Below are 22,266 nucleotides of genomic sequence, written 5' to 3' on the forward strand. Positions count from 1 at the left end.
CCGCATGTCCGTGACCGCCTCCTCGCCGTCCGCCGCCCCTGCCACCGCGCCGGTGCGGCGGGCGGCGCCCGTCCGCGTCGTCGCGGCGTTCGCCCTCGCCCTCGTCGCCGTGCTCGTGCTGGGCGCCGTGCACCTCACGCAGGGCACCGCCGACGTCGGGGCGCTCGACGTGCTGCGCGCGGCCGTCGGGGCCGACACCGACGGCACCGTCGCGGTGCTCGTGTCGTCGCGGCTGCCCCGCCTGCTGGCCGGGCTGCTCGTGGGCGTCGCGCTCGGTGTGGCCGGCGCCGTCCTCCAGTCGGTGGCGCGCAACCCGCTCGCGTCGCCCGACACGCTGGCGGTCAACGCGGGCGCGTACGTCACGGTCGTCGCGGCCGCCGCGCTCGGCCTGTCGGTGCCGTTCTACCTGCAGGGCGGCATGGCTTTCCTCGGCGGGCTGGGCGCCGCCGCCCTCGTGCTCGCGCTCGCCCGCGGCGGCGCGGACGGGCCCACCCGGCTGGTGCTGGCCGGCTCGGCCATCATGCTCGCGCTGCACTCGCTCACGATGGTGCTGCTCGTCCTCTTCGAGCAGGAGACCACCGGGCTCTTCGCCTGGGGGAGCGGCAGCATCGTGCAGTCCGGCACGCGCACGGTGAGCATGGCGGCCCCCGTCGTCCTGGTCGGCGTCGCCGGGGCCCTGCTGCTGGCCCGCCGGCTCGACCTGCTCGGGCTCGGGGACGACGCCGCGCGAGTGCTCGGCATCGACGTGCGGCGCACCCGGGTCCTGTCGGTCCTGGCCGCCGTGCTGCTCGCCGCGATCGCCGTCACCGTGGCCGGGCCCATCGGCTTCGTCGGACTCGCCGCGCCCGTCATCGCACGGCTCGTCGGGCGGCACGTCCCGGGCCTGGGCAGGCACGTGCTGCTCCTGCCCTTCTCCGCCCTCGTGGGCGTCGTCGTCGTGCTCGGGGCCGACGTGCTCCTGCGGGCCCTGCTGCCCGGCCAGGCGTCGGTCGTGGTGCCGACCGGCGTCGTCACGACCTTGCTCGGTGCGGGCATCCTCGTGTGGATGGCGCGCCGGCTGCGCGACGCGGGCGCGGGCGCGCGGGGTGCCCGCGGGGCGCTCGGCCGTCCCCGCTCGCGCGCCCGGGTCGTGGTGGTCCTCGTGCTGCTCGGCGTCGCGCTCGTCGTGGCCGTGGTCGCGGGCCTGCTGCTCGGCGACCGGCTCGTGCTGCTGGGCGACGTCTCCCACTGGGTGCAGGGCGCGGCCGGGCGGCAGGTGAGCTTCGTGCTCGACCAGCGCGTGCCGCGCGTGCTCGCCGCGGTGCTCGCCGGCGCCGCGCTGGCCCTCGCGGGCACCATCGTGCAGGCCGTGTGCCGCAACCCCCTCGCCGAACCGAGCCTGCTCGGCGTCACGTCGGGCGCCGGGCTCGGGGCGGTGCTGATGATCCTGCTGGTGCCCGGCGTGGGGATCTGGTCGATGTCGGCCGCGGCCGGCGGCTGCGCGCTCGCCGTCTTCGCCCTCGTCTACCTGCTGTCCGCGCGCGGCGGCCTCGCCTCCGAGCGGCTGGTGCTGGTGGGCATCGGGGCGCAGGCGGGCACGACGGCGCTCATCACGCTGGTCGTCCTGGTCATCGCCCCCTGGGACGTCAACCTGGCGCTCACGTGGCTGTCCGGCTCGACGTACGGGCGCACGCTCGAGCAGCTGCTGCCGGTCGCGCTGGCGCTGCTCGTCGTGGTGCCGCTCGCCGCCATGTACCGCCGTGAGCTCGACGTGCTGTCGCTCGACGAGGACACCCCGCGCGTGCTCGGCCTGCCCGTGGACCGCTCGCGCCTGCTGCTGCTCGGCGCCGCGGCGCTGACGACGGCCGCAGCCGTGTGCGCGGTCGGCGTCATCGGGTTCGTGGGGCTCGTCGCACCGCACGCCGCCCGCGCGCTCGTGGGGGCCAAGCACGCGCGCGTGCTGCCGGTGGCGGTCCTGATCGGCGCCGTCCTGGTCTCCGCCGCCGACACCGTCGGCCGGGTCGTCATCGCGCCGGGGCAGATCCCGGCGGGCCTCGGCACCGCGCTGCTGGGGGCGCCGTACTTCGTCTACCTGCTGTGGCGCTCGCGAGGGCGCGCGACGGCCTGAGTCGCCTTTCGAGCGCGGCCGTGGCGAGGGAGGATGGTGAGGTGAGCGAGCACAGGACCGCCCCGGTGGTGGTCGGGTACGACGCGTCGGAGCCCGCCGACGTCGCCCTCGCCTGGGCGGCGCGCGAGGCCCGCATGCGGGGCGCCGTCCTGCGCGTGGTGTACGTGCGCGACGCCCACGACACGGGCGTCGCGGCCCGCCCCCACGGCGACGACCTGGGCGACCGCGGCCACGAGGGCCCCTGGCCCGTCGTCGAGGAGGCGGCGGCCCGGGCCCGCGACGTCGCGCCGGGCGTGGAGACCGAGACGTACGTCGAGTATGCGTCGCCCGCGGCCGCGCTCGTGGGCGTGTCCCACGACGCGGGTGCCCTCGTGCTGGGCGCGACCGGGCACGGCGGCCTGTACGAGGCCGTCCGGGGCAGCGTGGTGCTGCAGGTCACCGCGCACGCGCTCTGTCCCGTGGTCGTGGTGCCCGCCGACGCCGCACGGGCCGACCTGCCCCCCGATGCCCCCGTGGTCGTCGGCTACGACGGCTCGGAGCCCTCCGGCCTCGCTCTCGACGCCGCCACCGCGACGGCCTGGGAGCTCGGGCGCACGTTGCGCGTCGTCGTGGTGTGGCGTCCTGGGGTCGCCGAATGGGTCACCTCGCGAGGCCCGACCGAGCACGAGGGGCACGACATCACCGAGGCGGACGCCGGCCCGGTGCTGCAGAAGGGGCTGGCCCGGGTGGAGGACCGGCTGCGCGAGCGTGGTGCGAGCGACGGTGCGCTCGAGGTGGTCGGGGAGACCCGGGAGGGCCACGTGGCGCGGGTGCTGCACCGCGAGGCGGAGGGTGCCGAGCGGCTGCTGCTGGGCACCCGTGGGCGCGGCGGGTTCGCGTCCCTGCTGCTGGGCTCCGCGACGCACACGCTGGTGCGGACGGCGGTCTGCCCGGTCGTGGTGGTGCGGGCGCCCGGCATGGCCGACCCGGGCTGACCGTGTGACGACGGTCACCAGCCCTTGCGGACGACCGGCCAGGTGAGGTTAGGCTTACCACCGTGACCGAGACCGTCGAGGCGACCGAGCGCGCCGACCGCACCGCACCGGACGCCGCCCCCGCGCAGCCGTACCGCATGTTCGACGTCGTCGTCTCCCGGGTCACCCGGCTCTGTCCGTCGTTCATCCGCATCACGTTCACCGGCGACGACCTCGACCAGTTCGCCGACAACGGTCGTGACCAGCGCATCAAGTTCCTGCTCCCGGCGCCGTGCGGCGGCTGGGAGTACCTCGACCGGCAGAACCCCGACTGGTTCACCTCCTGGCGGGCGCTGCCCGAGGAGCGTCGCAACCCGCTGCGCACCTACACCGTGCGCGCCGTCCGCCAGGACCGGCGCGAGGTGGACGTCGACATCGTGCTGCACGGCGACACGGGCCCGGCCTCGCGCTGGGCCAACGGCGCGAAGCCGGGCGCCCCGCTCGTCATCATGGGGCCCAACGCCGCGTACACCGACGGCCCGCACGGCGGGCTCGAGTTCAACCCGCCCGCACGCAGCCACGCACTGCTGCTCGCCGGCGACGAGACCGCCGTCCCGGCGATCGCCGCGATCTGCGAGTCCCTGCCCGACGACGCCGTCGGCGAGGTCTTCCTCGAGGTGCCGCACCGCGAGGACCGCTGGACGCTGGCCGCGCCCGCCGGCGTGCGGATCTCCTGGCTGCCGCGCGAGGACCGCGAGCACGGCGACGTCCTGGTGCCCGCCGTGAAGGAGGCCGCGGACCGGCTGCTCGCCATGGGCGTGCGCCCGTCGGCGGACGCCCCGGCGGCGCCCGAGCTGCTCGCCGCCGAGGCGGACGCCCCGGTGCCGACCGCCGCGGGCGTCGACCTGGACGGCGAGCTGCCCGACGTCGACATCGACGCGGAGATCCTCTGGGAGGTCCCCGTCGACGCGACCGGCCAGCCGCTCGCGCAGGACACGGTGCTGTACGCCTGGTTCGCCGGCGAGGCCGGCTCGATCAAGACGCTGCGCCGGTACCTCGTCTCCGAGAAGGGCGTGGACCGCAAGGCCGTCGCCTTCATGGGCTACTGGCGCCGCGGCCGCGCGGAGTGCTGACCTCCCCTCGAGGCTGACCGACGACGCCCCGCCCCCGACCGCCGAGGCCGGGAGGCGGGGCGTCGTGCGTGCGGGTCAGCGCGCGACGCCGAGGCCCTCGACGACCTCGACCCCTGGCATGGCGCAGAGCAGCTCGCCGGGCATCAGCAGCTTGGACCGCCGCACGCCGGAGCCCATGAGCGCGAGCACGTCGGGCGCGGCGAACCGTGAGTCCACGAGCACGCGCCACCCTGCGGGCAGGCCTACGGGGGTGATGCCGCCGTACTCCATCCCGGACTCCGCCGTCGCGCGGTCCATGGGCAGGAACGACGCCTTGCGGGCGTCGAGCAGCTTGCGCACCCGGGTGTTCACGTCGGCGAACGTGGCGGCCGTGACGACGCAGGCGGCGACCTGCTCGACGTCGCCCCGACGCCCCGCGACCACCACGCAGTTGGCGGACGCCTCGGGCGGCAGCCCGTGCATGTCGTTCAGCGTGGCCGTGTCGGCGTGGTCCGGGTCGATCTCGGTGACGGCCACGAGGTCGCGGACCCGGTCGTCCCGGCCGGCCCACGCGCGCAGGGCCTCGGCCACGGTCGGGGCGAGCAGCTCCGGGTGGTCGAGGGCGGGTGCCCACGCCAGGTCGCCGAGCCTCGGGAGGCCGGGGGTGGTCGCGCCGCTCATCGGCGGTACGTCGCCGTGAGCGTGGCGCGCGCGAGGACGTGGAAGTAGACGTTGAAGGCGACGTGCACCGGGCTGTTGCTCTCCGACAGGCCCAGCGTCGGGACGTCGAGCGCGTGCACCGCGAAGACGTAGCGGTGCGGGCGGTCACCGGGCGGCGGGCCGGCGCCCTCGAAGCCGAGGCGCCCGCCGTCGCTGGCGACGTGGAACGCGCCGGCCGGCAGCCCCGATCCGCCGACGGCCCCGGCGTCGCGCTCCAGCGACGTCACCTCGGCGGGCAGGTCGACGACGGTCCAGTGCCAGTACCCGGACGGCGTCGGCGCGTCGGGGTCGAAGCAGCTGACCGCGTAGGAGCGGGTGCCCTCCGGTGCGCCGGACCACCGGAGGTGGGGAGACACGTCCGCGCCGTCGACGCTGAAGTCGGCGGCGAGGGGCTCGCCCTCGGCGACGTCCGCGCTCTTCAGTGCGAACGTGGTGGGGACGGGGAGCAGGGAGTACGGGTCGGGGGGAAGCGGGCGCTCGAAGTCGGTGCCGGTCGTCATGCGTGTCATGGTGCCCGACCGTCGACGGTGCTGGCCAGGACGGGGCGCGGGCGCGTCGTGATACCGTGCTCGCACAAACCGACCAGACGGTACGCCCGCCGGGGCGGTGCGAGGAGGCGATGGTGCTCAGGTTCGCGGACAGGGTGGCGCTCGTGACGGGCGGCACCCGGGGGATCGGGCTGGCCGTGGCGCGACGGCTCGTGGACGAGGGCGCCGCGGTCGTGCTCACCGGGCGCCGGCAGGAGGCCCTCGACGAGGCCGTCGCCGCCCTCGGCGCCGACCGGGCCTCGGGTGTCGCGGGCCGGGTCGACGACCCCGAGCACCGTGCCGCGACCCTCGCCCACGTCGCCGAGCGGCACGGCCGCCTCGACCACCTGGTGAACAACGCCGGCATCAACCCGGCCTGGGGCCCGGCGCTCGAGGTCGACCCCGGCGTCGCCCGCAAGATCCTCGAGGTCAACGTCGTGGCCGCGCTCGAGTGGACGCGGGACGCCGTCGCCGGTGGGCTGCACCGGTCGATCGTGAACGTCGCGTCGATCTCCGGGACGTCGTCCAGCCCGAGCATCGCCTTCTACGGCGCCTCCAAGGCGGCCCTGATCAACCTCACGCAACAGCTCGCGTACGAGCTGGCGCCCGCCCTCCGTGTCAACGCCGTGGCTCCGGCCGTCGTGAAGACGCGCTTCTCCCGCGCGCTCTACGAGGGGCACGAGGACGAGGCGGTCGCGCGGTACCCGCTCGGGCGCCTCGGGCAGCCCGACGACGTCGCGGGCGCGATCGCGTTCCTGCTGTCCGACGACGCGGCCTGGGTGACGGGGCAGACGCTCCGGATCGACGGTGGCGCGAGCATCGGGCCGGTGGGGTGAAGGATGGGAGCCATGAGGAGCACCCACGTCGCCGACCGGGTCACCGCGGCCGCCCTGGACCTGTTCGCCACGCAGGGGTACGCCACGACCAGCGTGCAGCAGATCGTCGAGGCCGCGGGCGTCACCAAGGGCGCCATGTACCACTACTTCCAGTCCAAGGACGACCTGCTGTTCGCCATCTACGACCGGATGCTGGCGCTGCAGAAGTCCCACCTCGACCAGATCGTCGCCGTGGGCGGGGCGGTCGAGGACGTCGTGCGGGACGTGTGCGTCGACGTCGTCGAGACGTCGATCGACTTCCTGCCGGAGGGCACCGTGTTCTTCCGCAGCATGCACATGCTCGCCGAGCCGCGGCTCAAGGAGGTGACGCAGCGGCGCCGTGAGTACCACGACGAGTTCGCGGCGCTGCTGCGGCGAGGGCAGGACGAGGGCGTCTTCCGCACCGACGTGCCGCGGTCCGTGCTCGTCGCGCACTTCTTCAGCGACGTGCACTACCTGTCGCACTGGTACTCGCCGGACGGTCCCGAGACCAAGACCGAGGTGGCCCAGCAGCTCACGGAGCTGTTCCTGCGCGGTATCCGCACCGCCACGACCTGACCGCCGCCGACCCGGCACCCGCGGACGACGGGAAGCCGGCGACGCGAGACCGACGAGACGAGAGCGACGATGACGACGCTGCCCGGCCCGAGCCCTGCCCGCCCTGCCCGCCCTGCCCCTCCGGGCCCCGCCGAGACCCGCGCTCCCGCCCGTACCCCCGGCGACGGGGCCGCCGCGCCGACGATGCGTGCCTGGCGCGTGACCGGCCCCGGGGAGCCGGCCGACGTGCTGCGCCTCGACGAGGTGCCCGCCCCCGTGCCCGGGCCGGGCGAGGTGCTCGTGCGGGTGCGCGCCGTGGCGGTGAACTTCCCCGACGTGCTGCTCGCACGCGGTGAGTACCAGGTGCGGCCCGAGCCGCCGTTCGTGCCCGGCATCGAGCTGTGCGGTGACGTCGTGACGCTGGGGGAGGGCGTCCCCACCGGGGAGCGGGGTCTCGCGCCGGGCGTGCGGGTCGTGGGCTCCGCGATCGGCGTGCTGTCGGAGCTGGCGGTGCTGCCCGCCGCCGCGGTGCACCCCGCGCCGGGCGGGCTGGGCGACGCCGAGGCCGCCGCGCTGACCATCGCCTACCAGACGGCGTGGTTCGGGCTGCATCGCAAGGCGCGGGTCCGGCCCGGCGAGCACCTGCTCGTGCACGCCGCCGCAGGCGGCGTCGGCACGGCCGCGGTGCAGCTGGGCGTCGCGGCCGGTGCCCGCGTGATCGGCGTGGTGGGCAGCGCGGCGAAGGCCGACGTCGCGACCGCGGCGGGCGCGCACCACGTGCTCGTGCGCGGCGACGACCTCGCCGCGCAGGTCAAGGAGCTCACCGGCGGCACCGGGGCGGACGTCGTCCTGGACCCGGTGGGCGGCGGGTCCTTCGAGAGCTCCGTGCGCTGCGTGGCCTTCGAGGGCCGTGTCGTGGTGGTCGGCTTCGCGGGCGGGCGCGTGCCCGAGGTGCGGGCGAACCACCTGCTCGTGAAGAACTACGACGTGCTCGGCCTGCACTGGGCGCTCTACCAGCAGTGCCGTCCTGACCTGGTCGACGCCGCGCACCGTGAGCTGACGCGCCTCGCCGACGAGGGCGTCGTGCGGCCCGTCGTCGTCGGTGCCGTGCCCTTCGAGGACGCGCCTGCCGCCGTGCAGCGACTCGCCGGCGGCACGACGACCGGCCGCCTCGTCGTCCGCGTCGCCGCCTGACCCGACCCTCGTCACCCCCGCGCCGGCCGTGCCGGGAGGCGTGACGCCCGCACCCCGACCGGAGGACTCCCATGACCCCTCACCGTGCCCTGCCCGCCCCGGACCGACCGCTGGAGGGACGCGTCGCGCTCGTCACGGGCGGAGCGCGCGGCCTGGGCGAGGCGTACGTCCGTGCGCTGCACACCGCGGGCGCCGCCGTCGTGGTGGCCGACCTGCTCGACGACGAGGGCGCCGCGCTCGCGGCCGACCTCGGCGCGCGGGCGCGGTACGTGCATCTCGACGTGACCGACGAGGCGGGCTGGGAGACGGCGGTCGCGGCGTCGGTCGAGGCGTTCGGAGGCCTGGACGTGCTGGTGAACAACGCCGGGATCGCGAACTCGGCGCCGATCGAGCACTACACCACGGCCAAGTGGGACGCGGTGATCGCGGTCAACCTCACCGGCACCTTCCTGGGCTGCCGCACGGTGGTGCCGGTCATGCGGGCCGCCGGTGGCGGGTCGATCGTCAACGTGTCGTCGGTCGAGGGGCTGCGGGGCGGAGAGCGGCTGCACGGGTACGTGGCGTCCAAGTTCGGCGTGCGCGGCCTCACCAAGTCGCTCGCGGTGGAGCTCGGCCGCAGCGGCATCCGGGTGAACTCCGTGCACCCCGGCCTGGTGCGGACGGAGATGACGACGCGCATCGACGTCGAGGCGGTGCCGATCCCGATCGGCCGCGCCGCGGTGCCGGGGGATGTCGCGGGCGCCGTGCTGTTCCTCGCGAGCGACGCGTCGGCCTACCTCACGGGCACGGAGCTCGTCGTCGACGGGGGGCTCACCGCGGGCGTCTGAGCGCCCGCCGGCACCGTCGGACATCACGGGAGCGCAACGTTCGGAAGAATGTCGCGGGAGGCATACCGGCCAGTCGGTTTATCCGCTAGCGTGGCAGCACCCGACACGAAGAGGTGCCGATGTCCAGCCCCGCCCCAACGCTCCCTCCCCGGCTCGAGGTCTCCGGCCTCACCGTCACGTTCGGCGGCCTGACCGCCCTCGACGGCGTGGACCTCACCGTCGGCGCCGCCGCCGAGGCCGAGACCGTCGCCCTCATCGGGCCCAACGGCGCCGGCAAGACCACCGTCTTCAACGCCGTGTGCGGTCTCGTGCGGCCCTCGACGGGCAGCGTCCTCCTCGACGGGCTCGCCGCGCCGACGTCCCCGACCCGCCTGCTCGACCGCGGCCTGGCCCGCACGCTCCAGGGCCTCGGCCTCTTCACGGGGCTGACGGTGCTCGAGAACGTTCTGGTGCCGGTCGCGGGCGCCGCCGGCGCGGCGGAGACCGCCGCGGCCGCGCTCGCGCGGCTCGACCTCCAGGGTGACGCTGCCACGCCGGTCGACGCCCTGCCGTACCCCGTGCGCAAGCGGGTGGCGCTCGCCCGCGCGCTCGTGGCGCGTCCGCGCCTCCTGCTGCTCGACGAGCCCGCGGGCGGGCTCGGGAGCGAGGACATCGCCGCGCTCGCCGGGGTGGTGCGCGACGTCGTCGCGGACGGGTGCGCCGTGCTGCTCGTGGAGCACCACGTCGACTTCGTCATGGACGTCGCCGACCGCGTCGTCGTGCTCGACTTCGGCCGCGTGGTCGCGAGCGGCACGCCCGACGAGGTGCGCGCCGACCCTGCCGTCGAGGCGGCCTACCTCGGGCTGGTGGCCGCATGACGCCGGCCCTCGCCGTCGACGGGCTCACCGTGGGCTACGCGGGAGCGCCCGTGCTCGACGACCTCCGCCTCGAGGTCGCGCCCGGCGAGGTCGTGGCACTTCTCGGCGCCAACGGCGCCGGCAAGACCACCCTGCTTCGCGCGGCCTCCGGGCTGACACCGCCCCGGGCGGGCCGGGTGCTGCTGGACGGCGCCGACCTCACCGCGCTGAGCGTCGAGGACCGCGCGCGGCGCGGGCTGGCCCAGGTGCCGGAGGGCCGCAGCGTCGTCACCGAGCTGACCGTGGACGAGAACCTCCACCTCGGCGCGCTGTGGTGCCACCCGGGCCGCGCCGCGCGCCGCGCCGCCGTCGCGCGCACCTACGACCTGTTCGAGCCGCTCGCCCGCCGGCGCACCAGCCTCGGGCACCAGCTCTCCGGCGGGGAGCGGCAGATGCTCGCCCTCGGCCGGGCGCTGCTCGCGCGCCCGCGCGTGCTGCTGCTCGACGAGCCCTCGCTCGGCCTCGCGCCGCGCGTCGTCGCGCAGCTGATGGGCGTGCTGCGCACCACCGCCCGAGAGACCGGCCTGACCGTGCTGCTCGCCGAGCAGAACGTCACCAGCGCGCTGTCGATCGCCGACCGCGGCGTCGTGCTGAGCCTCGGCGCGGTGGTGGCCGACGCGCCCGCCGCCGAGCTCGCGGGCGACCCCACCCTCCGCCACGCCTACCTGGGCTTCTGACCCGTTCTCCGAGAGGTTCCGATGGACCGGCTCGTCTTCCTCCTCGCCACCGGGCTCGCCCGGGGGCTCGTCGTCGCGCTCTTCGCCCTGTCGCTCGTCATCGTCTGGCGGGCCGCGCGCCTCGTGAACTTCGCGCAGGCGGCGACCGCCACGGCCGCGGTGTTCGCCGCGTTCGCGGTCACGGGCGCCACCGGGTCGTTCTGGGCGGGCCTGGCCGCGGCCCTCCTCGCCGGCGCAGCGCTCAGCGCGGCCGTCGAGCGTGGCCTGATGCGGCGGGTGCCGCAGGCCACCCCGCTGCCCGGCATGATCGTCGCCATCGGGCTGGTCATGGTGCTGCAGTCGGCCCTGGGGATCGCCTTCGGCCCGCGGCACCGGCCGATGGTCGCGCCGTTCGACGAGCGCCCGCTCGTCGTGGGTGGCGTGCCCCTGCTCTCGCCGTACGACCTGTTCGTGCTGGTCGTGGCGCTGGCGGTGGTCGGGCTCCTCGCGTGGCTCTTCAACGGCACCTCGCTGGGCCTGCAGCTGCGGGCGTCGGCCGCCGCCCCCGAGGTGTCCCGGCTGCTCGGCGTGCGCGTGCCGCGCATGGTCACCCTCGGGTGGGCGCTCTCCGGCGCCGTCGCGGCACTCGCGGCCCTGCTCCTCGTGCCGACGGAGCTGGGCCTCAACGCCCACTCCGCCGACCTGCTCTTCGTGCACGCGTTCACCGTCGCGGTGCTCGGGGGGCTCGACTCGCCGACCGGCGCGCTCGTCGGCGGCGTCGCCGTCGGGGTGCTCGTCAGCCTCGTCACGGGCTACCTCGGCGCGGGCGTCGCGCCGCTCGCCGTGCTGGCGCTGCTGACGCTCGTGCTGCTGGTGCGCCCCGGCGGGATCTTCGCGACCACGGAGGTGCGGACCGCATGACGACCACGAGACCCGCGGGGCCCGCCCTCCGCCCCGCCGGCCGCCTGACCCGCACCCAGCGGATCCTGGTGCGGGCGGCGCTGCTGACGCTGCTGGCGATCGCCGCGACGTTCCTGCTCGACCCCTACCGCAACTACCAGCTCGCCGTCGTTGCCGCGACCTTCTGCGCGACGTCGGGCCTGACTCTCCTCGTCGGGCTGACCGGCCAGCTCTCCCTCGGGCACGCCGTGCTCATGGCGGCGGGCGGCTACGGCTACGCCCTCGCGGTGAACGCCGCCGCCGGCGCGGGGCTCGACGGCGACGGGGTCGCGGCACTCGTGCGCGTCGTCGTCGGGCTGGTCGGGGCCCTCGTCGCCTCGGGCGCGGTCGGCGGGCTGCTCGGCCTGGCCGGCGCACGACTGCGCGGGCCGTACCTGGCGGGCCTGACGCTCGCGATGGTCGTCGCCCTGCCCGCGCTCGCCACGCAGGTGCCCGCGCTCGGCGGCGACCAGGGGCTCGCCGTCCCGTTCGAGGCCGTGCCCGAGGCGTTGTCGCGGCTGGTCGTCGTGGAGCAGTGGCACGCCTGGCTCGCGATCGTGGTGGCCGCGCTCGCCGTCACCCCCCTCGCGGTGCTGCGCTCCGGCCGCGCCGGGCTGCGCATGCGCGCCGTCCACGGCGACGAGACCGCCGCGCGGCTCGCCGGGGTGTCGCCCGCCCGGGTCAAGGTCGGGGCGTTCGTCGCGAGCTCGCTCTCCGCCGGCCTCGGCGGCGCCGTCCTGTGCTTGGTCACCCAGTCCGTCGGGCCGGGCCGCTACGACCTCGCCTTCTCGCTGCTGCTCGTCGTGGCCGCGGTCGTCGGCGGGCTCGGCAGCCTCGGCGGCGCGGCCGCGGGCGCGGCGCTCGTCGTCCTGCTGCCGTGGCTCGTCGACACCGTCACCGGCGCCGTCGGCGTCCCGGCCGACCTCGAGCAGCGACTGTCCGGCAACCTCGCCGTCCTCGTCTTCGGCGCCCTGCTCATCGTCGTGACCCTGGCCTGGCCGGGTGGGCTCGCCCGTGCCACAGCCCGACGTCGCGCCCCGGTGCCCGGCCCCGACCCCAGCTCCCGTCCCCCCACCCGCGCGCGCACCGACGCGCCCGCGCCCACAGAGAGGTGATCCCCATGCGGAACCCCCGCACCGCCACCACCGGTGTCGACGCCAGGGCGACCGGCGCCGTCGCGGCGACCGCCGTCGCCTGCCTCGCGCTCGCCGGCTGCAGCACGCCCGCCGCCGCGACCCCCGGCATCAGCGACGACGTCGTCACGGTCGGCACGCACCAGCCGCTGACGGGCCCGGCCGCGGCCGGCTACTCGTCGATCTCCGCGGCCACGAAGGCGTACTTCGACCACGTCAACGCCTCCGGCGGCATCCACGACCGCACCATCGAGTACGTCGTGAAGGACGACGGCTACAACCCCGCCACCACCCAGACCGTGGTGCGCGAGCTCGTGCAGTCCGACGGTGTGTTCGCGATGCTCAACGGGCTGGGCACCCCGACGCACTCCTCGGTGCTCGACTACCTCGACCAGCACGACGTGCCCGACCTCTTCGTGGCGTCGGGCAGCACCCTGTGGGACGACCCCGAGGGCCACCCCGGCACCTTCGGCTTCAACGCCGACTACGTGGTGGAGGGCGCGGCCCTCGCGCAGTACGCCACCGACGAGCACCCGGACCAGAAGGTGTGCGTGCTCGGGCAGGACGACGACTTCGGCGAGGAGTTCCTCGCGGGGGTCGAGCGCGTCACCGGGGCGGACGGCGTGACCGCGCACGAGAGCTACTCGACGTCGAACCAGGACGTCACTGCGCAGATCGGGGCGCTGCAGGCCGCCGGGTGCGAGACGGTGCTGCTCGCCACCGTCAACGGGTTCACGGCACTCGCGGTCGGGACCGCCGCGAAGATGGGCTGGAGCCCGCGGTGGATGGCGTCGTCCTCGGGCGGCGACTACCCGACCCTCGTCGAGCTGCTGGGCGAGGACGTGGCGCCCACCCTGCTGGAGGGCTTCGTCAGCGCGAACTACCTGCCCTTCGGCCCCGACGGCGAGTGGGTGGAGCTGTTCCGGCAGATCAACGACGAGTACAACGACGGCGCCCCCTTCGACGGCAACACCGTGTACGGCATGAGCGTGGGCTACCTGTTCGCGGAGGCCCTGGCGCAGGCCGGCGAGAACCCGACGCGCGAGAGCCTCGTCCAGGCGATCGAGTCGGGCGAGCTCGTGGGCAACGGCATCCTGCCGCTGTCCTTCGGCGCCGACGACCACTCCGCGTTCGACGGGGTCGGCATCACCGTCGTGGCCGACGGCGTGCAGGACTACGTGGGCGCCACGTACGCGCTCGACGGCGAGTCCGTGACGGCCGTGGAGCCGCAGCCCGTGGCGCTGGAGAACGACGGCGTCCCGACCTCCTGAGCCCTGCCGAGATAGAGCGCGCGCCGCGCCGAGATAGAGATCCACGCTCTATCTCGGCGCGGCGCGCTCTATCTGGGCGCGGCGCGCTCTATCTGGGCGCGGCGCGCGCTCTATCTCGGGGTGGTGGGCGCCGGGGCGAAGCGGCCCGGCAGCTCGCGCTTGAGGATCTTGCCGCTCGGGCCGAGCGGCAGCTCGTCCACCACGTGCACCACCCGCGGGTACTTGAACGCCGCGACGCGCTCGCGGACCCAGGGCACCAGCTCGCCGGCGTCCGGCGCGTGGCCGTCCCTGCCCACCACGGCCGCGTGGATCTCCTGCCCGTGCACCGGGTCCTGGACGCCGAAGACGGCCGCCATCGCGACGTCGGGGTGCCCCACGAGGACGGCCTCCACCTCCGTGGGATACACGTTGTAGCCGTTGCGGATGATCATGTCCTTCTTGCGGTCCACGACGGTGACGATCCCGTCGGCGTCGAGGGTGCCGAGGTCGCCCGTGCGGAACCAGCCGTCGACGACGGCGGCCGCCGACGCGTCGGGTCGCCCGAGGTAGCCCTTCATGAGGTTGTGGCCCCGCACGACGATCTCGCCGAGCGTGCCGGGCTCGGCCAGCAGGTGCACCTCGTGGTCGATCACGGCGTCGGCGACCGCCACGTCCACGCCCCACATCGGCCGGCCCACGGTGCCGGGGCGGATCGGCTCGTGCACCGTGTTGAACGACACGCTCGGGGAGGTCTCGGTGAGCCCGTAGCCCTCGTGCACCTCGGCCCCGTACGCCTCGGCGAAGGCCTCGAGCACGGTGACCGGCAGCGCGGCGCCGCCGGAGACGGCGTACCGCAGCGGGGGCCGCGCGTCGCTGCGGTGCGCGGCCTCCAGCATCCCCACGAACATGGTCGGCACGGCGGTGAAGACGGTGGCCCTGTGCGCGACCAGCAGCTCGAGCGCCTGGTCGGGGTCGAAGCGGGGGAGCAGCACCACGGACGCGCCCACGCGGAACGCGCAGTTCATCACGGCCATCTGACCGAAGGCGTGGAAGAGCGGCAGGCCGCCGAAGACGACGTCGTCGTGCCGCAGGTCGAACGAGTCGATGAGAGAGCAGTGCACCTGCTCGACCGCTGCGAGGTGGGAGCCGACGGCGCCCTTGGGCAGCCCGGTGGTGCCGCTCGTGTAGAGGATCGTCGCGGCGTCCGTGGGATGCACGGGCGTGTGGAGCCCGATCGGCGTCGCGGCGGCGGCCTCGTCCTCGAGGCGGGGGAGCGCCGGCCCGCCCTGGTCGGCGGCGGGGGCGAGCACCGTGACCACGGGGACGCCGGCGCGCTCGGCAGCGGGCACGGCCTCCGCGAGCAGCGGGGCGGCGACCACGACGACGTCGGCCGCGCTGTCGCGCAGCACGAACTCGATCTCCCCGGCCTTGAACAGCAGATGGATCGGCACGACGACGGCGCCCAGCGAGAGCGCGGCGTAGTAGACGCGGGCGAAGTCGGGCACGTTCGGCACGAGCATCGCGACCCGCGAGCCGCGCCCGATGCCGCGCGCGGCCAAGGCCCCGGAGCAGGCGCGGGTCTGGTCCCACAGGTCGCCGTAGGTGGTCGTGGTGCCGGCGAAGTGCAGCGCCGGGTAGGCGGGGTGGCGGCGGGCGGTCTCCGCGAGCAGCGACGCCGCCGACAGCGTGCCGAAGCCGGGGCCGTCGACGGCGTCGTCGTGGGTGGGGGCGTCGGGCGTGGGGGTCATGTCCGGTCCTTTCGTCGTCGTCGATCGTGGACGGGGGGTGCGTCAGGGGCGCAGCTCGGCCTTGCCGAGCGAGCTGAGGTGGACCTCGTCGGGCCCGTCGGCGAGCCGCGTCGCGCGGGCTGCGGCGAACATCTCGGCCAGCGGCTGGTCGCCGGACAGACCGGCGGCGCCGAAGAGCTGCATGACCCGGTCGAGGATCGCCTGGACGGCGCGCGGCACCGCGATCTTGATCGCCTGGATCTCGCGCATCGCCTGCCGGTTGCCGACGGTGTCCATGAGCCAGGCCGTCTTGAGCACCAGCAGGCGCAGTGCCTCGACCTCGACCCGGGACGTCGCGACCCACTCGCGCACGACGCCCTGCTCGGCGAGCGGGCGGCCGAACGTGGAGCGCTCCCGCGCCCGTCCGGCGGCGAGCTCCAGCGCCCGCTCGGCCATGCCGAGGGCCCGCATGCAGTGGTGGATGCGGCCGGGGCCCAAGCGCGCCTGGGCGACCGCGAAGCCGTCGCCCTCGCCGCCGAGCAGGTTCGCGGCGGGCACCCGGACGTCGTCGAACGCGATCTCGGCGTGGCCGCCGTGGTCGCGGTCGTCGTAGCCGAAGACGGTCAGGGGGCGCACCACCGTCACGCCGGGCGTGTCGCGCGGCACGAGCACCATCGACTGCTGCCGGTGCCGCGGCGCGTCGGGGTCGGTCTTGCCCATGACGACCAGCAGCGCCGCGCCGGGGTTCATCGCGCCCGTGGACCACCACTTGCGCCCGGTGATCACCAGAGCGTCGCCGTCGCGCCGGATGCGCGTGCCGATCTGCGACGCGTCGCTGGAGGCGACTCCGGGCTCGGTCATGCAGAACGCGGAGCGGATGCGGGCGTCGAGCAGCGGATCGAGCCAGTCGCGCCGCTGCGCCGGCGTGCCGAAGTGGGCGAGCAGCTCCATGTTGCCCGTGTCGGGGGCGGCGCAGTTGAACGCCGCGGGGGCGAGCCGGGGGCTCCGCCCGGTGAGCTCGGCGAGGGGGGCGTACTGCAGGTTCGTGAGGCCCGCGCCACGCTCTCCCGCGGGGCCTGTGCCCGGGAGGAACAGGTTCCACAGGCCCTGCGTGCGCGCGGCGGCCTGCAGCTCGCGCACGACCGGCCGCGGCGACCAGTCGTCCGGGGTGGCGGCGAGCTGCGCGTCGAGGACCGGTTCCGCAGGGAGCACGTGCTCGTCGACGAACGCGCGGACCTGCGCGGTGAGCTCTGCGGTGCGGGCGTCGGGGGCGAAGTCCACGTCAGGGCCTCCTCGTCGGTGTCGTGGCCGCCGGTCGCGGGGTGGGTCGGGGCGTGGTCCGTGGCGTGGAGGTCGGTCGGGTCGCCGGCGCGTGGGAGAGCCCGTCCTCGGCGAGCGGGGCCACGAGGGCGCCGATGCGGTCGAAGCCCTCGCCGACGGTCTCGCCCGCCCGGTAGCGGACGTGGATCCCCTCGAGGATCACGGCGAGCTTGTACGCGGCGAACGCGCGGTACCAGGACAGGTCGGGCGGCGCGGTCCCGGACCGTGCCGCGTAGGCGTCCACGAGCTCGGCGAACTCGGGGTAGCCGGCGCCCGGGACGACGGCGCTCAGCGCGCCGTCGTCGGACCTGTCGTCGTGCCGGGTCAGGGTGCGGATGTCCCAGTACAGGCCGAGCATCCCGAGGTCGACCAGCGGGTGGCCGAGGGTGGCCATCTCCCAGTCGAGGACGGCGGCCACCCGCGGAGCGTGCGGCGGCCCGGCGACGATCGCGTTGTCGAGCCGGAAGTCGCCGTGCACGATGCCCGACCGCGCGCCCGCCGGGGGGACGGTCGTGGCGAGCCGTTCGGCCAGGGCGTCGAGGGCGGGCTGCGGGCGGTTGCGCGACGCGTCGTACTGCCGCCGCCAGGTGGACATCTGGCGGTCGAGGTAGCCGTCGGGGCGGCCGAAGTCGGCCAGCCCGACGGCGGCCGGATCCACGCCGTGCAGGTCGGCGAGCACCTCGGCGAGCTCGAGGCCGAGCGCGTGCAGCCCGTCGGGCGCGAACGTGGTGTTCTGCCCGGGGCGCGACAGCACCGTGCCGGCCACGTGCTCCATGACGAAGAAGACGGTGCCGGTGACCTCCCGCCGCTCGGTGTCGTCCACCACGTCGACGGTGCGCGGGACCGGGACGGGCCCGTCTCCGAGGGCGGCGATGACGCGGTGCTCGCGGCGCATGTCGTGCGCGGTGGACAGCACGTGACCCAGGGGCGGGCGGCGCACGACGAGCGGCAGTCGGGCGCCGTCCACCCGGTAGGTCAGGTTGCTCCGGCCGCCGGCGATCACGCTCGCGGTGAGCCCGCCCCCGGCGAGCTCAGGGTGCTCCCGCTCCAGCCACGCCCGCAGCCCTGCGGTGTCCATTCCGGGCACGTCGGTCATCGATGACCACCTTCCGTCGACCCGGACCGTTCCGGGGCTCGAGCGAGCATACCGCGCAGTCGGTATGTCGTGCGAACAGGTCTGCTGCCATGGGGGAGGCTCGGCGCGGTCGCGCCGCGGGTCAGTCCTGCAGGGCGGCGACGGCCCGGCGCACGCCGTCGGGCACGGGGACCGGGCGCCGGGAGGCGTCGTCGACGAAGACGTGCGTGAACCGGCCGACGGCGATGGGGTCGTCGCCGCCCGCGCGCAGCACGTGCAGGTCCCAGGTGAGGCTGGTGCGGCCCAGTCGTTCGACGCCGATCCCCACCTCGAGCTCCTCGGGGTACGACGCCGAGGCGCGGAACTCGCAGGACGACGCGACGCACAGCCCGATCACGCCGCCGCGCGGGTCCAGCCCGCCGTGCGCGATCATCCAGGCGTTGACGGCCGTGTCCATCGCCTCGTAGTAGACGGTGTTGTTGACGTGGCCGTACTGGTCGTTGTCGTTCCAGCGCAGCGGGAACGGGTGGCGGGCCCGGACGGGGACCGGTCCGGCGGGGCGTGTCATCGGGTCTCCTCAGGCGACGCGCAGCAGGTGGCGGAAGGCGGTGCGTGCCCCGTCGGGGCTGGGCTCCTCGCCGGCGATGAGGTCGGCGTACGTGAAGGACTCCGAGACGCGCACCAGCAGGTAGGCGAGGGTGGGCGGGTCGATGGCGCCGTCGAAGGGGTCGTCGCCGAGGTGCGTGCGCACGAGCCATTCGGCCGTGGCCGTGTAGCGCCGCTGGATCGGGCTCGCCTTGGTGGTCAGCAGGCGCAGGGCCCGGCCCGGCTCGCGGCGCAGGAAGTCGCGGAAGTACTCGGCGGCGATGAGGTCGGTGGCGAAGTGGGTGAGCAGCGCCGCCACGCGCTCGGCCCCGGCGCTGGCGGCGGTCGCGCGGTCGGCCTGCACGAGCGTCGGGACGGCGAGCGACCAGAGCACCTCGGCGAGCAGCGCGTCCCGGTTGCCGACCCAGCGGAACACCGAGGTCCGGTCGACTCCCAGGCTCGCCGCCAAGGGGCCCATGTCGATCCGGTTCCCGGCGACGAACGTCTCGCGGGCGAGGTCGAAAGCCCGGTGCGCGTCCGGGTGCGCACCGGACGCGAGGCGGGCGGACAGGGCGGTGGGCGCGGCGTCGAGCCCGACGACGGCGATCGGGGCGGGCTCGGCCTGCGCGACGGCGTCCGCGCCGTCGATCGTGTCGGTGTCCGGCATGACCGCCAGCCTAGTGCGACGAGATGCCTTCCGTGCAACATCTTGAAAAGTGATGCAGCGTGGGGCACGCTGAACCCGTTCGACGACGATCGGAGCAACGATGACGTTCACCTCCCCGGCCACGCCCGCGCCGCCGACGGCGCCCACGACCGGCCCATCCACCACGAGCCCGAGCGGGTCTTCCGGACATCTCCCGGCACACCTGGACGCCGACTTCTACGGCTTCCAGGACGTGCTCACCCCGCGCGAGCAGGAGGTGGCGCTCGCCGTGCGCGAGTTCATGGAGCGCGAGGTGCGGCCCATCGCGGACGACTACTGGGAGCGAGCCGAGTGCCCGGTGCACCTGTTCAAGCCGTTCGCCCAGGTCGGCTCCGTGGGCGCCGCCTGGGCCGAGACCGCGAGGTTCGAGAACTCGGCGGTGTTCCGCGGCTGGGTCGGCATGGAGCTCGCGCGGGTGGACTCGTCGTTCTGCACGTTCATCGGCGTGTCCAGCGGTCTGGCCATGAGCTCGATCGGCCTCGGGGGCTCGGCCGAGCAGCGCCAGCAGTGGCTGCCGCCGATGGCGGCCGGCGACGTCATCGGGGCGTTCGGGCTCACCGAGCCGCTCGCAGGGTCCGACACCGCCAAGGGGCTGCGCACCACCGCGACCCGGCACGGCGACACGTGGGTCCTGGACGGCGCCAAGCGCTGGATCGGCAACGCCACCTTCGCCGACGTCGTCGTCGTCTGGGCCAAGGACACCGCCGACGACCAGGTGAAGGGCTTCCTCGTCCGCCGCGGCACGCCCGGCTTCACCGCCACCAAGATCGAGCGCAAGCAGTCCCTGCGGATCGTGCAGAACGCGGACATCGTGCTCGACGGGGTCGAGGTCGCCGAGGCCGACCGGCTGCAGGGGATCGACAGCTTCAAGGACGTCGCGAAGGTGCTGCGCGTGACCCGCGACGGCGTGTCGTGGCAGTCGCTCGGCACGATGATCGGCGCCTACGAGGCCGCCGTCGCCTACACCCGGCAGCGCGAGCAGTTCGGCCACCCGATCGCCCGCTACCAGCTGATTCAGGACAAGCTCGCCACGGCGCTCGCCAACGTGACCGCGAGCCTCGCCGTGTGCGTGCGCGTGTCCCAGCTGCAGGACGCCGGCACCCAGCGGGACGCGCACGCGGCGATGGCCAAGTCGTTCGTCACCACCCGGATGCGCGAGACCGTCGCGCTGTGCCGCGAGGCGTGCGGCGGCAACGGCATCACGCTCGACGCGGGCGTCGCGCGGTTCTTCGCCGACGCCGAGGCCGTCTACACGTTCGAGGGCACCCGCGACATGAACAACCTCATCGTCGGCCGCGAGATCACCGGCCACGCGGCGTTCGTCTGAGCTCCCGCCCCGTCCGACCACCGCACCCGAAGGAGACACCATGACCGAGGCGTACGTCGTCGCCACCGCGCGCTCGCCGATCGGCCGCGCGCACAAGGGCTCGCTGAAGGACGTCCGCGCCGACGACCTGGCCGCGCGGATGGCCGCCGCGGCCGTCGTGCAGGTGCCCGGGCTGGACCCGGCGCGCATCGACGACCTGATGCTGGGCTGCGGCCTGCCCGGCGGCCGGCAGGGCATGAACATGGCCCGGGTCGTGGCCGTGCTGAACGGGTGGGACACCGTGCCCGGCACCACGGTCACGCGCTACTGCTCGTCGAGCCTGCAGACCACCCGCATGGCGTTCCACGCCATCAAGGCGGGGGAGGGCGACGTCTTCGTGTCCGCGGGCGTGGAGTCGGTGAGCGGCATGGCCGTCGGCTCCAGCGACGAGATCCTCGGCACGGACCTCACCAACCCTCGCTTCGCCGACGCGCTGGAGCGCACCGCGAAGCGCGCCGTCGGGGGCGCCGGGGCGTGGGCCGACCCGCGCGCCGACGGGGCGTTGCCGGACGCGTACATCGCCATGGGGCAGACGGCCGAGAACGTCGCGGACCTGCGCGGCATCACCCGCCGCGAGCAGGACGAGTTCGCCGCGCGCAGCCAGCAGCGTGCCGAGGCGGCGATCGCCGACGGGTTCTGGGCTCGGGACATCACCCCGGTCACGCTCGACGACGGGACGGTGGTGTCCGCGGACGACGGGCCGCGTCCCGGCACCACGGTCGAGGGGCTCGCGGCGCTGCAGCCCGTCTTCCGGCCCGACGGCACCGTCACCGCCGGCAACGCGTGCCCGCTCAACGACGGCGCCGCCGCCGTCGTCGTGGTCTCCGACCGCGTCGTCGACGAGCTGGGCCTGACGCCGCTGGCGCGCATCGTGTCGACCGGCGTCACCGGCCTGTCTCCGGAGGTCATGGGCCTCGGTCCGGTCGGGGCGAGCCGGCAGGCGCTGGCCCGTGCAGGTCTGGGGATCGACGACATGGACCTGGTCGAGATCAACGAGGCGTTCGCCGCGCAGGTGATCGCTTCGGCGCTCGAGCTCGGCATCGAGGAGGACCGGCTCAACGTCCATGGCGGGGCCATCGCCGTCGGCCACCCGTTCGGCATGACCGGCGCCCGCATCACGTCGACGCTGATCCACGGACTCGAGGCGTCGGGCGGCCGCTACGGCCTGGAGGCCATGTGCGTCGGCGGCGGGCAGGGGATGGCGATGGTGCTGGAGCGGCTCTGAGCCCGCCGCTGCTCAGAGCCAGGCGCCGTCGCGCATGAGCACGCGACCCGCCAGCTCGTCCACCTCCCGCCACGCCTGGACGCGCCGTGGCCGCAGCACGAGGTAGAGGTCGTGCTCGCCGCCGGGACGCGGGTCCCAGTCGGCCTGCGCGGCGTAGCCCTCGGCGAGCTCCTCCGGAGCCTCGACGACCCGCACCGACCGCTCGAGGACGGCGTCGATCATGACGACGTCGCGCGTGCCCCCGAGCGAGAGGCGGGCGGTGCCCGAGGCGAGGAGGCTGCGGCCCGTGCGGGACGTCGCGTCGAGCGCGAGGACGACCCGGTCGTCGATCCACGCCAGCGACAGCGGCACGAGGTAGGGGGCGGCGGTGCCGTCGGCGGCCACCGAGGCGGTGGCGACCCAGGCGTCGCGCGCGGGGGTGCGGAGCATCGCCAGCGTGTCGGCGAGGCGTTGCTCACGGGTGCGCGGACCGAGGGCGACCTGCGGGTTCGTCATGGCGCCATCCTGCCCGACCGCGGACCGGCCGGGCAGGAGAG

The 22,266-nt window shown here is 75.1% G+C and carries 22 protein-coding genes; 14 read left to right on the plus strand and 8 right to left on the minus strand.

The window, feature by feature from the left end; all coding sequences use genetic code 11:
- Nucleotides 1–4: 4 nt before the first annotated feature.
- From B5Y66_RS21885 to B5Y66_RS21895, 3 genes are all read left to right on the plus strand, one after another.
- Nucleotides 5–2,107, plus strand: coding sequence for an iron ABC transporter permease (locus B5Y66_RS21885; RefSeq protein WP_176168960.1), 2,103 nt, complete (start codon nucleotides 5–7; stop codon nucleotides 2,105–2,107).
- 41 nt (nucleotides 2,108–2,148) lie between these two features.
- The gene (locus B5Y66_RS21890) at nucleotides 2,149–3,081 is read left to right on the plus strand and encodes a universal stress protein (protein ID WP_176168961.1); all 933 of its coding nucleotides are present in this window, start codon (nucleotides 2,149–2,151) and stop codon (nucleotides 3,079–3,081) included.
- Between the two features lie 62 nt (nucleotides 3,082–3,143).
- A complete protein-coding gene (locus tag B5Y66_RS21895) occupies nucleotides 3,144–4,193 on the plus strand; it encodes a siderophore-interacting protein (RefSeq protein WP_079576756.1) in 1,050 nt (349 codons plus the stop codon).
- A 75-nt stretch (nucleotides 4,194–4,268) separates the two neighbouring features.
- Here the strand turns inward: B5Y66_RS21895 and B5Y66_RS21900 are convergent, their stop codons facing one another.
- Nucleotides 4,269–4,853: a YbaK/EbsC family protein gene (locus B5Y66_RS21900; protein WP_079576757.1), complete on the minus strand. Its 585-nt coding sequence runs from the start codon at nucleotides 4,851–4,853 to the stop codon at nucleotides 4,269–4,271.
- On the minus strand, nucleotides 4,850–5,392 hold the full coding sequence (locus B5Y66_RS21905) for a YbhB/YbcL family Raf kinase inhibitor-like protein (RefSeq protein ID WP_139821044.1): 543 nt from the start codon (nucleotides 5,390–5,392) through the stop codon (nucleotides 4,850–4,852). The genes B5Y66_RS21900 and B5Y66_RS21905 overlap by 4 nt, the downstream gene beginning before the upstream one ends.
- Before the next feature lie 119 nt (nucleotides 5,393–5,511).
- On the opposite strand from B5Y66_RS21905, the gene B5Y66_RS21910 reads away from it, so the two are divergent.
- From B5Y66_RS21910 to B5Y66_RS21950, 9 genes are all read left to right on the plus strand, one after another.
- The gene (locus B5Y66_RS21910) at nucleotides 5,512–6,255 is read left to right on the plus strand and encodes an SDR family oxidoreductase (RefSeq protein WP_079576759.1); all 744 of its coding nucleotides are present in this window, start codon (nucleotides 5,512–5,514) and stop codon (nucleotides 6,253–6,255) included.
- Between the two features lie 12 nt (nucleotides 6,256–6,267).
- A complete protein-coding gene (locus tag B5Y66_RS21915; protein ID WP_079576760.1) occupies nucleotides 6,268–6,852 on the plus strand; it encodes a TetR/AcrR family transcriptional regulator in 585 nt (194 codons plus the stop codon).
- A 69-nt stretch (nucleotides 6,853–6,921) separates the two neighbouring features.
- Nucleotides 6,922–8,025 carry an NADPH:quinone oxidoreductase family protein gene (locus B5Y66_RS21920; protein WP_245807287.1) on the plus strand — a complete coding sequence of 368 codons (1,104 nt, stop codon included), beginning with the start codon at nucleotides 6,922–6,924 and terminating at the stop codon, nucleotides 8,023–8,025.
- A 71-nt stretch (nucleotides 8,026–8,096) separates the two neighbouring features.
- Nucleotides 8,097–8,852: a glucose 1-dehydrogenase gene (locus tag B5Y66_RS21925; protein WP_079576762.1), complete on the plus strand. Its 756-nt coding sequence runs from the start codon at nucleotides 8,097–8,099 to the stop codon at nucleotides 8,850–8,852.
- Between the two features lie 119 nt (nucleotides 8,853–8,971).
- Nucleotides 8,972–9,709, plus strand: a complete 738-nt coding sequence (locus B5Y66_RS21930) for an ABC transporter ATP-binding protein (RefSeq protein WP_079576763.1) — start codon at nucleotides 8,972–8,974, stop codon at nucleotides 9,707–9,709.
- Nucleotides 9,706–10,425 carry an ABC transporter ATP-binding protein gene (locus B5Y66_RS21935; RefSeq protein ID WP_079576764.1) on the plus strand — a complete coding sequence of 240 codons (720 nt, stop codon included), beginning with the start codon at nucleotides 9,706–9,708 and terminating at the stop codon, nucleotides 10,423–10,425. Before B5Y66_RS21930 ends, B5Y66_RS21935 begins: the two co-directional genes overlap by 4 nt.
- Before the next feature lie 21 nt (nucleotides 10,426–10,446).
- Complete coding sequence (locus tag B5Y66_RS21940; RefSeq protein ID WP_079576765.1) at nucleotides 10,447–11,325, plus strand: ABC transporter permease subunit; 879 nt, start codon at nucleotides 10,447–10,449, stop codon at nucleotides 11,323–11,325.
- Nucleotides 11,322–12,458: a branched-chain amino acid ABC transporter permease gene (locus tag B5Y66_RS21945; protein WP_079576766.1), complete on the plus strand. Its 1,137-nt coding sequence runs from the start codon at nucleotides 11,322–11,324 to the stop codon at nucleotides 12,456–12,458. The genes B5Y66_RS21940 and B5Y66_RS21945 overlap by 4 nt, the downstream gene beginning before the upstream one ends.
- Nucleotides 12,459–12,463: 5 nt before the next feature.
- A complete protein-coding gene (locus B5Y66_RS21950) occupies nucleotides 12,464–13,747 on the plus strand; it encodes an ABC transporter substrate-binding protein (protein ID WP_079576767.1) in 1,284 nt (427 codons plus the stop codon).
- Between the two features lie 110 nt (nucleotides 13,748–13,857).
- Here the strand turns inward: B5Y66_RS21950 and B5Y66_RS21955 are convergent, their stop codons facing one another.
- The 5 genes from B5Y66_RS21955 to B5Y66_RS21975 form a co-directional block, all read right to left on the minus strand.
- Nucleotides 13,858–15,474, minus strand: a complete 1,617-nt coding sequence (locus tag B5Y66_RS21955; protein WP_079576768.1) for an AMP-binding protein — start codon at nucleotides 15,472–15,474, stop codon at nucleotides 13,858–13,860.
- A 42-nt stretch (nucleotides 15,475–15,516) separates the two neighbouring features.
- Nucleotides 15,517–16,734: an acyl-CoA dehydrogenase family protein gene (locus B5Y66_RS21960; protein WP_079576769.1), complete on the minus strand. Its 1,218-nt coding sequence runs from the start codon at nucleotides 16,732–16,734 to the stop codon at nucleotides 15,517–15,519.
- 1 nt (nucleotide 16,735) lies between these two features.
- The gene (locus tag B5Y66_RS21965) at nucleotides 16,736–17,869 is read right to left on the minus strand and encodes a phosphotransferase family protein (RefSeq protein ID WP_079576770.1); all 1,134 of its coding nucleotides are present in this window, start codon (nucleotides 17,867–17,869) and stop codon (nucleotides 16,736–16,738) included.
- A gap of 121 nt (nucleotides 17,870–17,990) precedes the next feature.
- Nucleotides 17,991–18,416 (minus strand): acyl-CoA thioesterase, encoded by a 426-nt coding sequence (locus tag B5Y66_RS21970; protein ID WP_079576771.1) that lies wholly within the window; start codon nucleotides 18,414–18,416, stop codon nucleotides 17,991–17,993.
- A 9-nt stretch (nucleotides 18,417–18,425) separates the two neighbouring features.
- Complete coding sequence (locus tag B5Y66_RS21975) at nucleotides 18,426–19,100, minus strand: QsdR family transcriptional regulator (protein ID WP_079576772.1); 675 nt, start codon at nucleotides 19,098–19,100, stop codon at nucleotides 18,426–18,428.
- Nucleotides 19,101–19,200: 100 nt separating this feature from the next.
- On the opposite strand from B5Y66_RS21975, the gene B5Y66_RS21980 reads away from it, so the two are divergent.
- Both B5Y66_RS21980 and B5Y66_RS21985 read left to right on the plus strand, forming a co-directional pair.
- Nucleotides 19,201–20,466, plus strand: coding sequence for an acyl-CoA dehydrogenase family protein (locus B5Y66_RS21980; protein WP_079576773.1), 1,266 nt, complete (start codon nucleotides 19,201–19,203; stop codon nucleotides 20,464–20,466).
- 40 nt (nucleotides 20,467–20,506) lie between these two features.
- Entirely contained in the window at nucleotides 20,507–21,730 is a 1,224-nt protein-coding gene (locus B5Y66_RS21985; RefSeq protein WP_079576774.1) for an acetyl-CoA C-acetyltransferase, read from the plus strand.
- Between the two features lie 12 nt (nucleotides 21,731–21,742).
- On the opposite strand, the gene B5Y66_RS21990 is transcribed toward B5Y66_RS21985, so the two are convergent.
- Nucleotides 21,743–22,225 (minus strand): hypothetical protein, encoded by a 483-nt coding sequence (locus tag B5Y66_RS21990; RefSeq protein ID WP_079576775.1) that lies wholly within the window; start codon nucleotides 22,223–22,225, stop codon nucleotides 21,743–21,745.
- Nucleotides 22,226–22,266: the final 41 nt, after the last annotated feature.

The organism is Krasilnikoviella flava (assembly GCF_900167525.1).
GTDB lineage: Bacteria > Actinomycetota > Actinomycetes > Actinomycetales > Cellulomonadaceae > Isoptericola > Isoptericola flavus.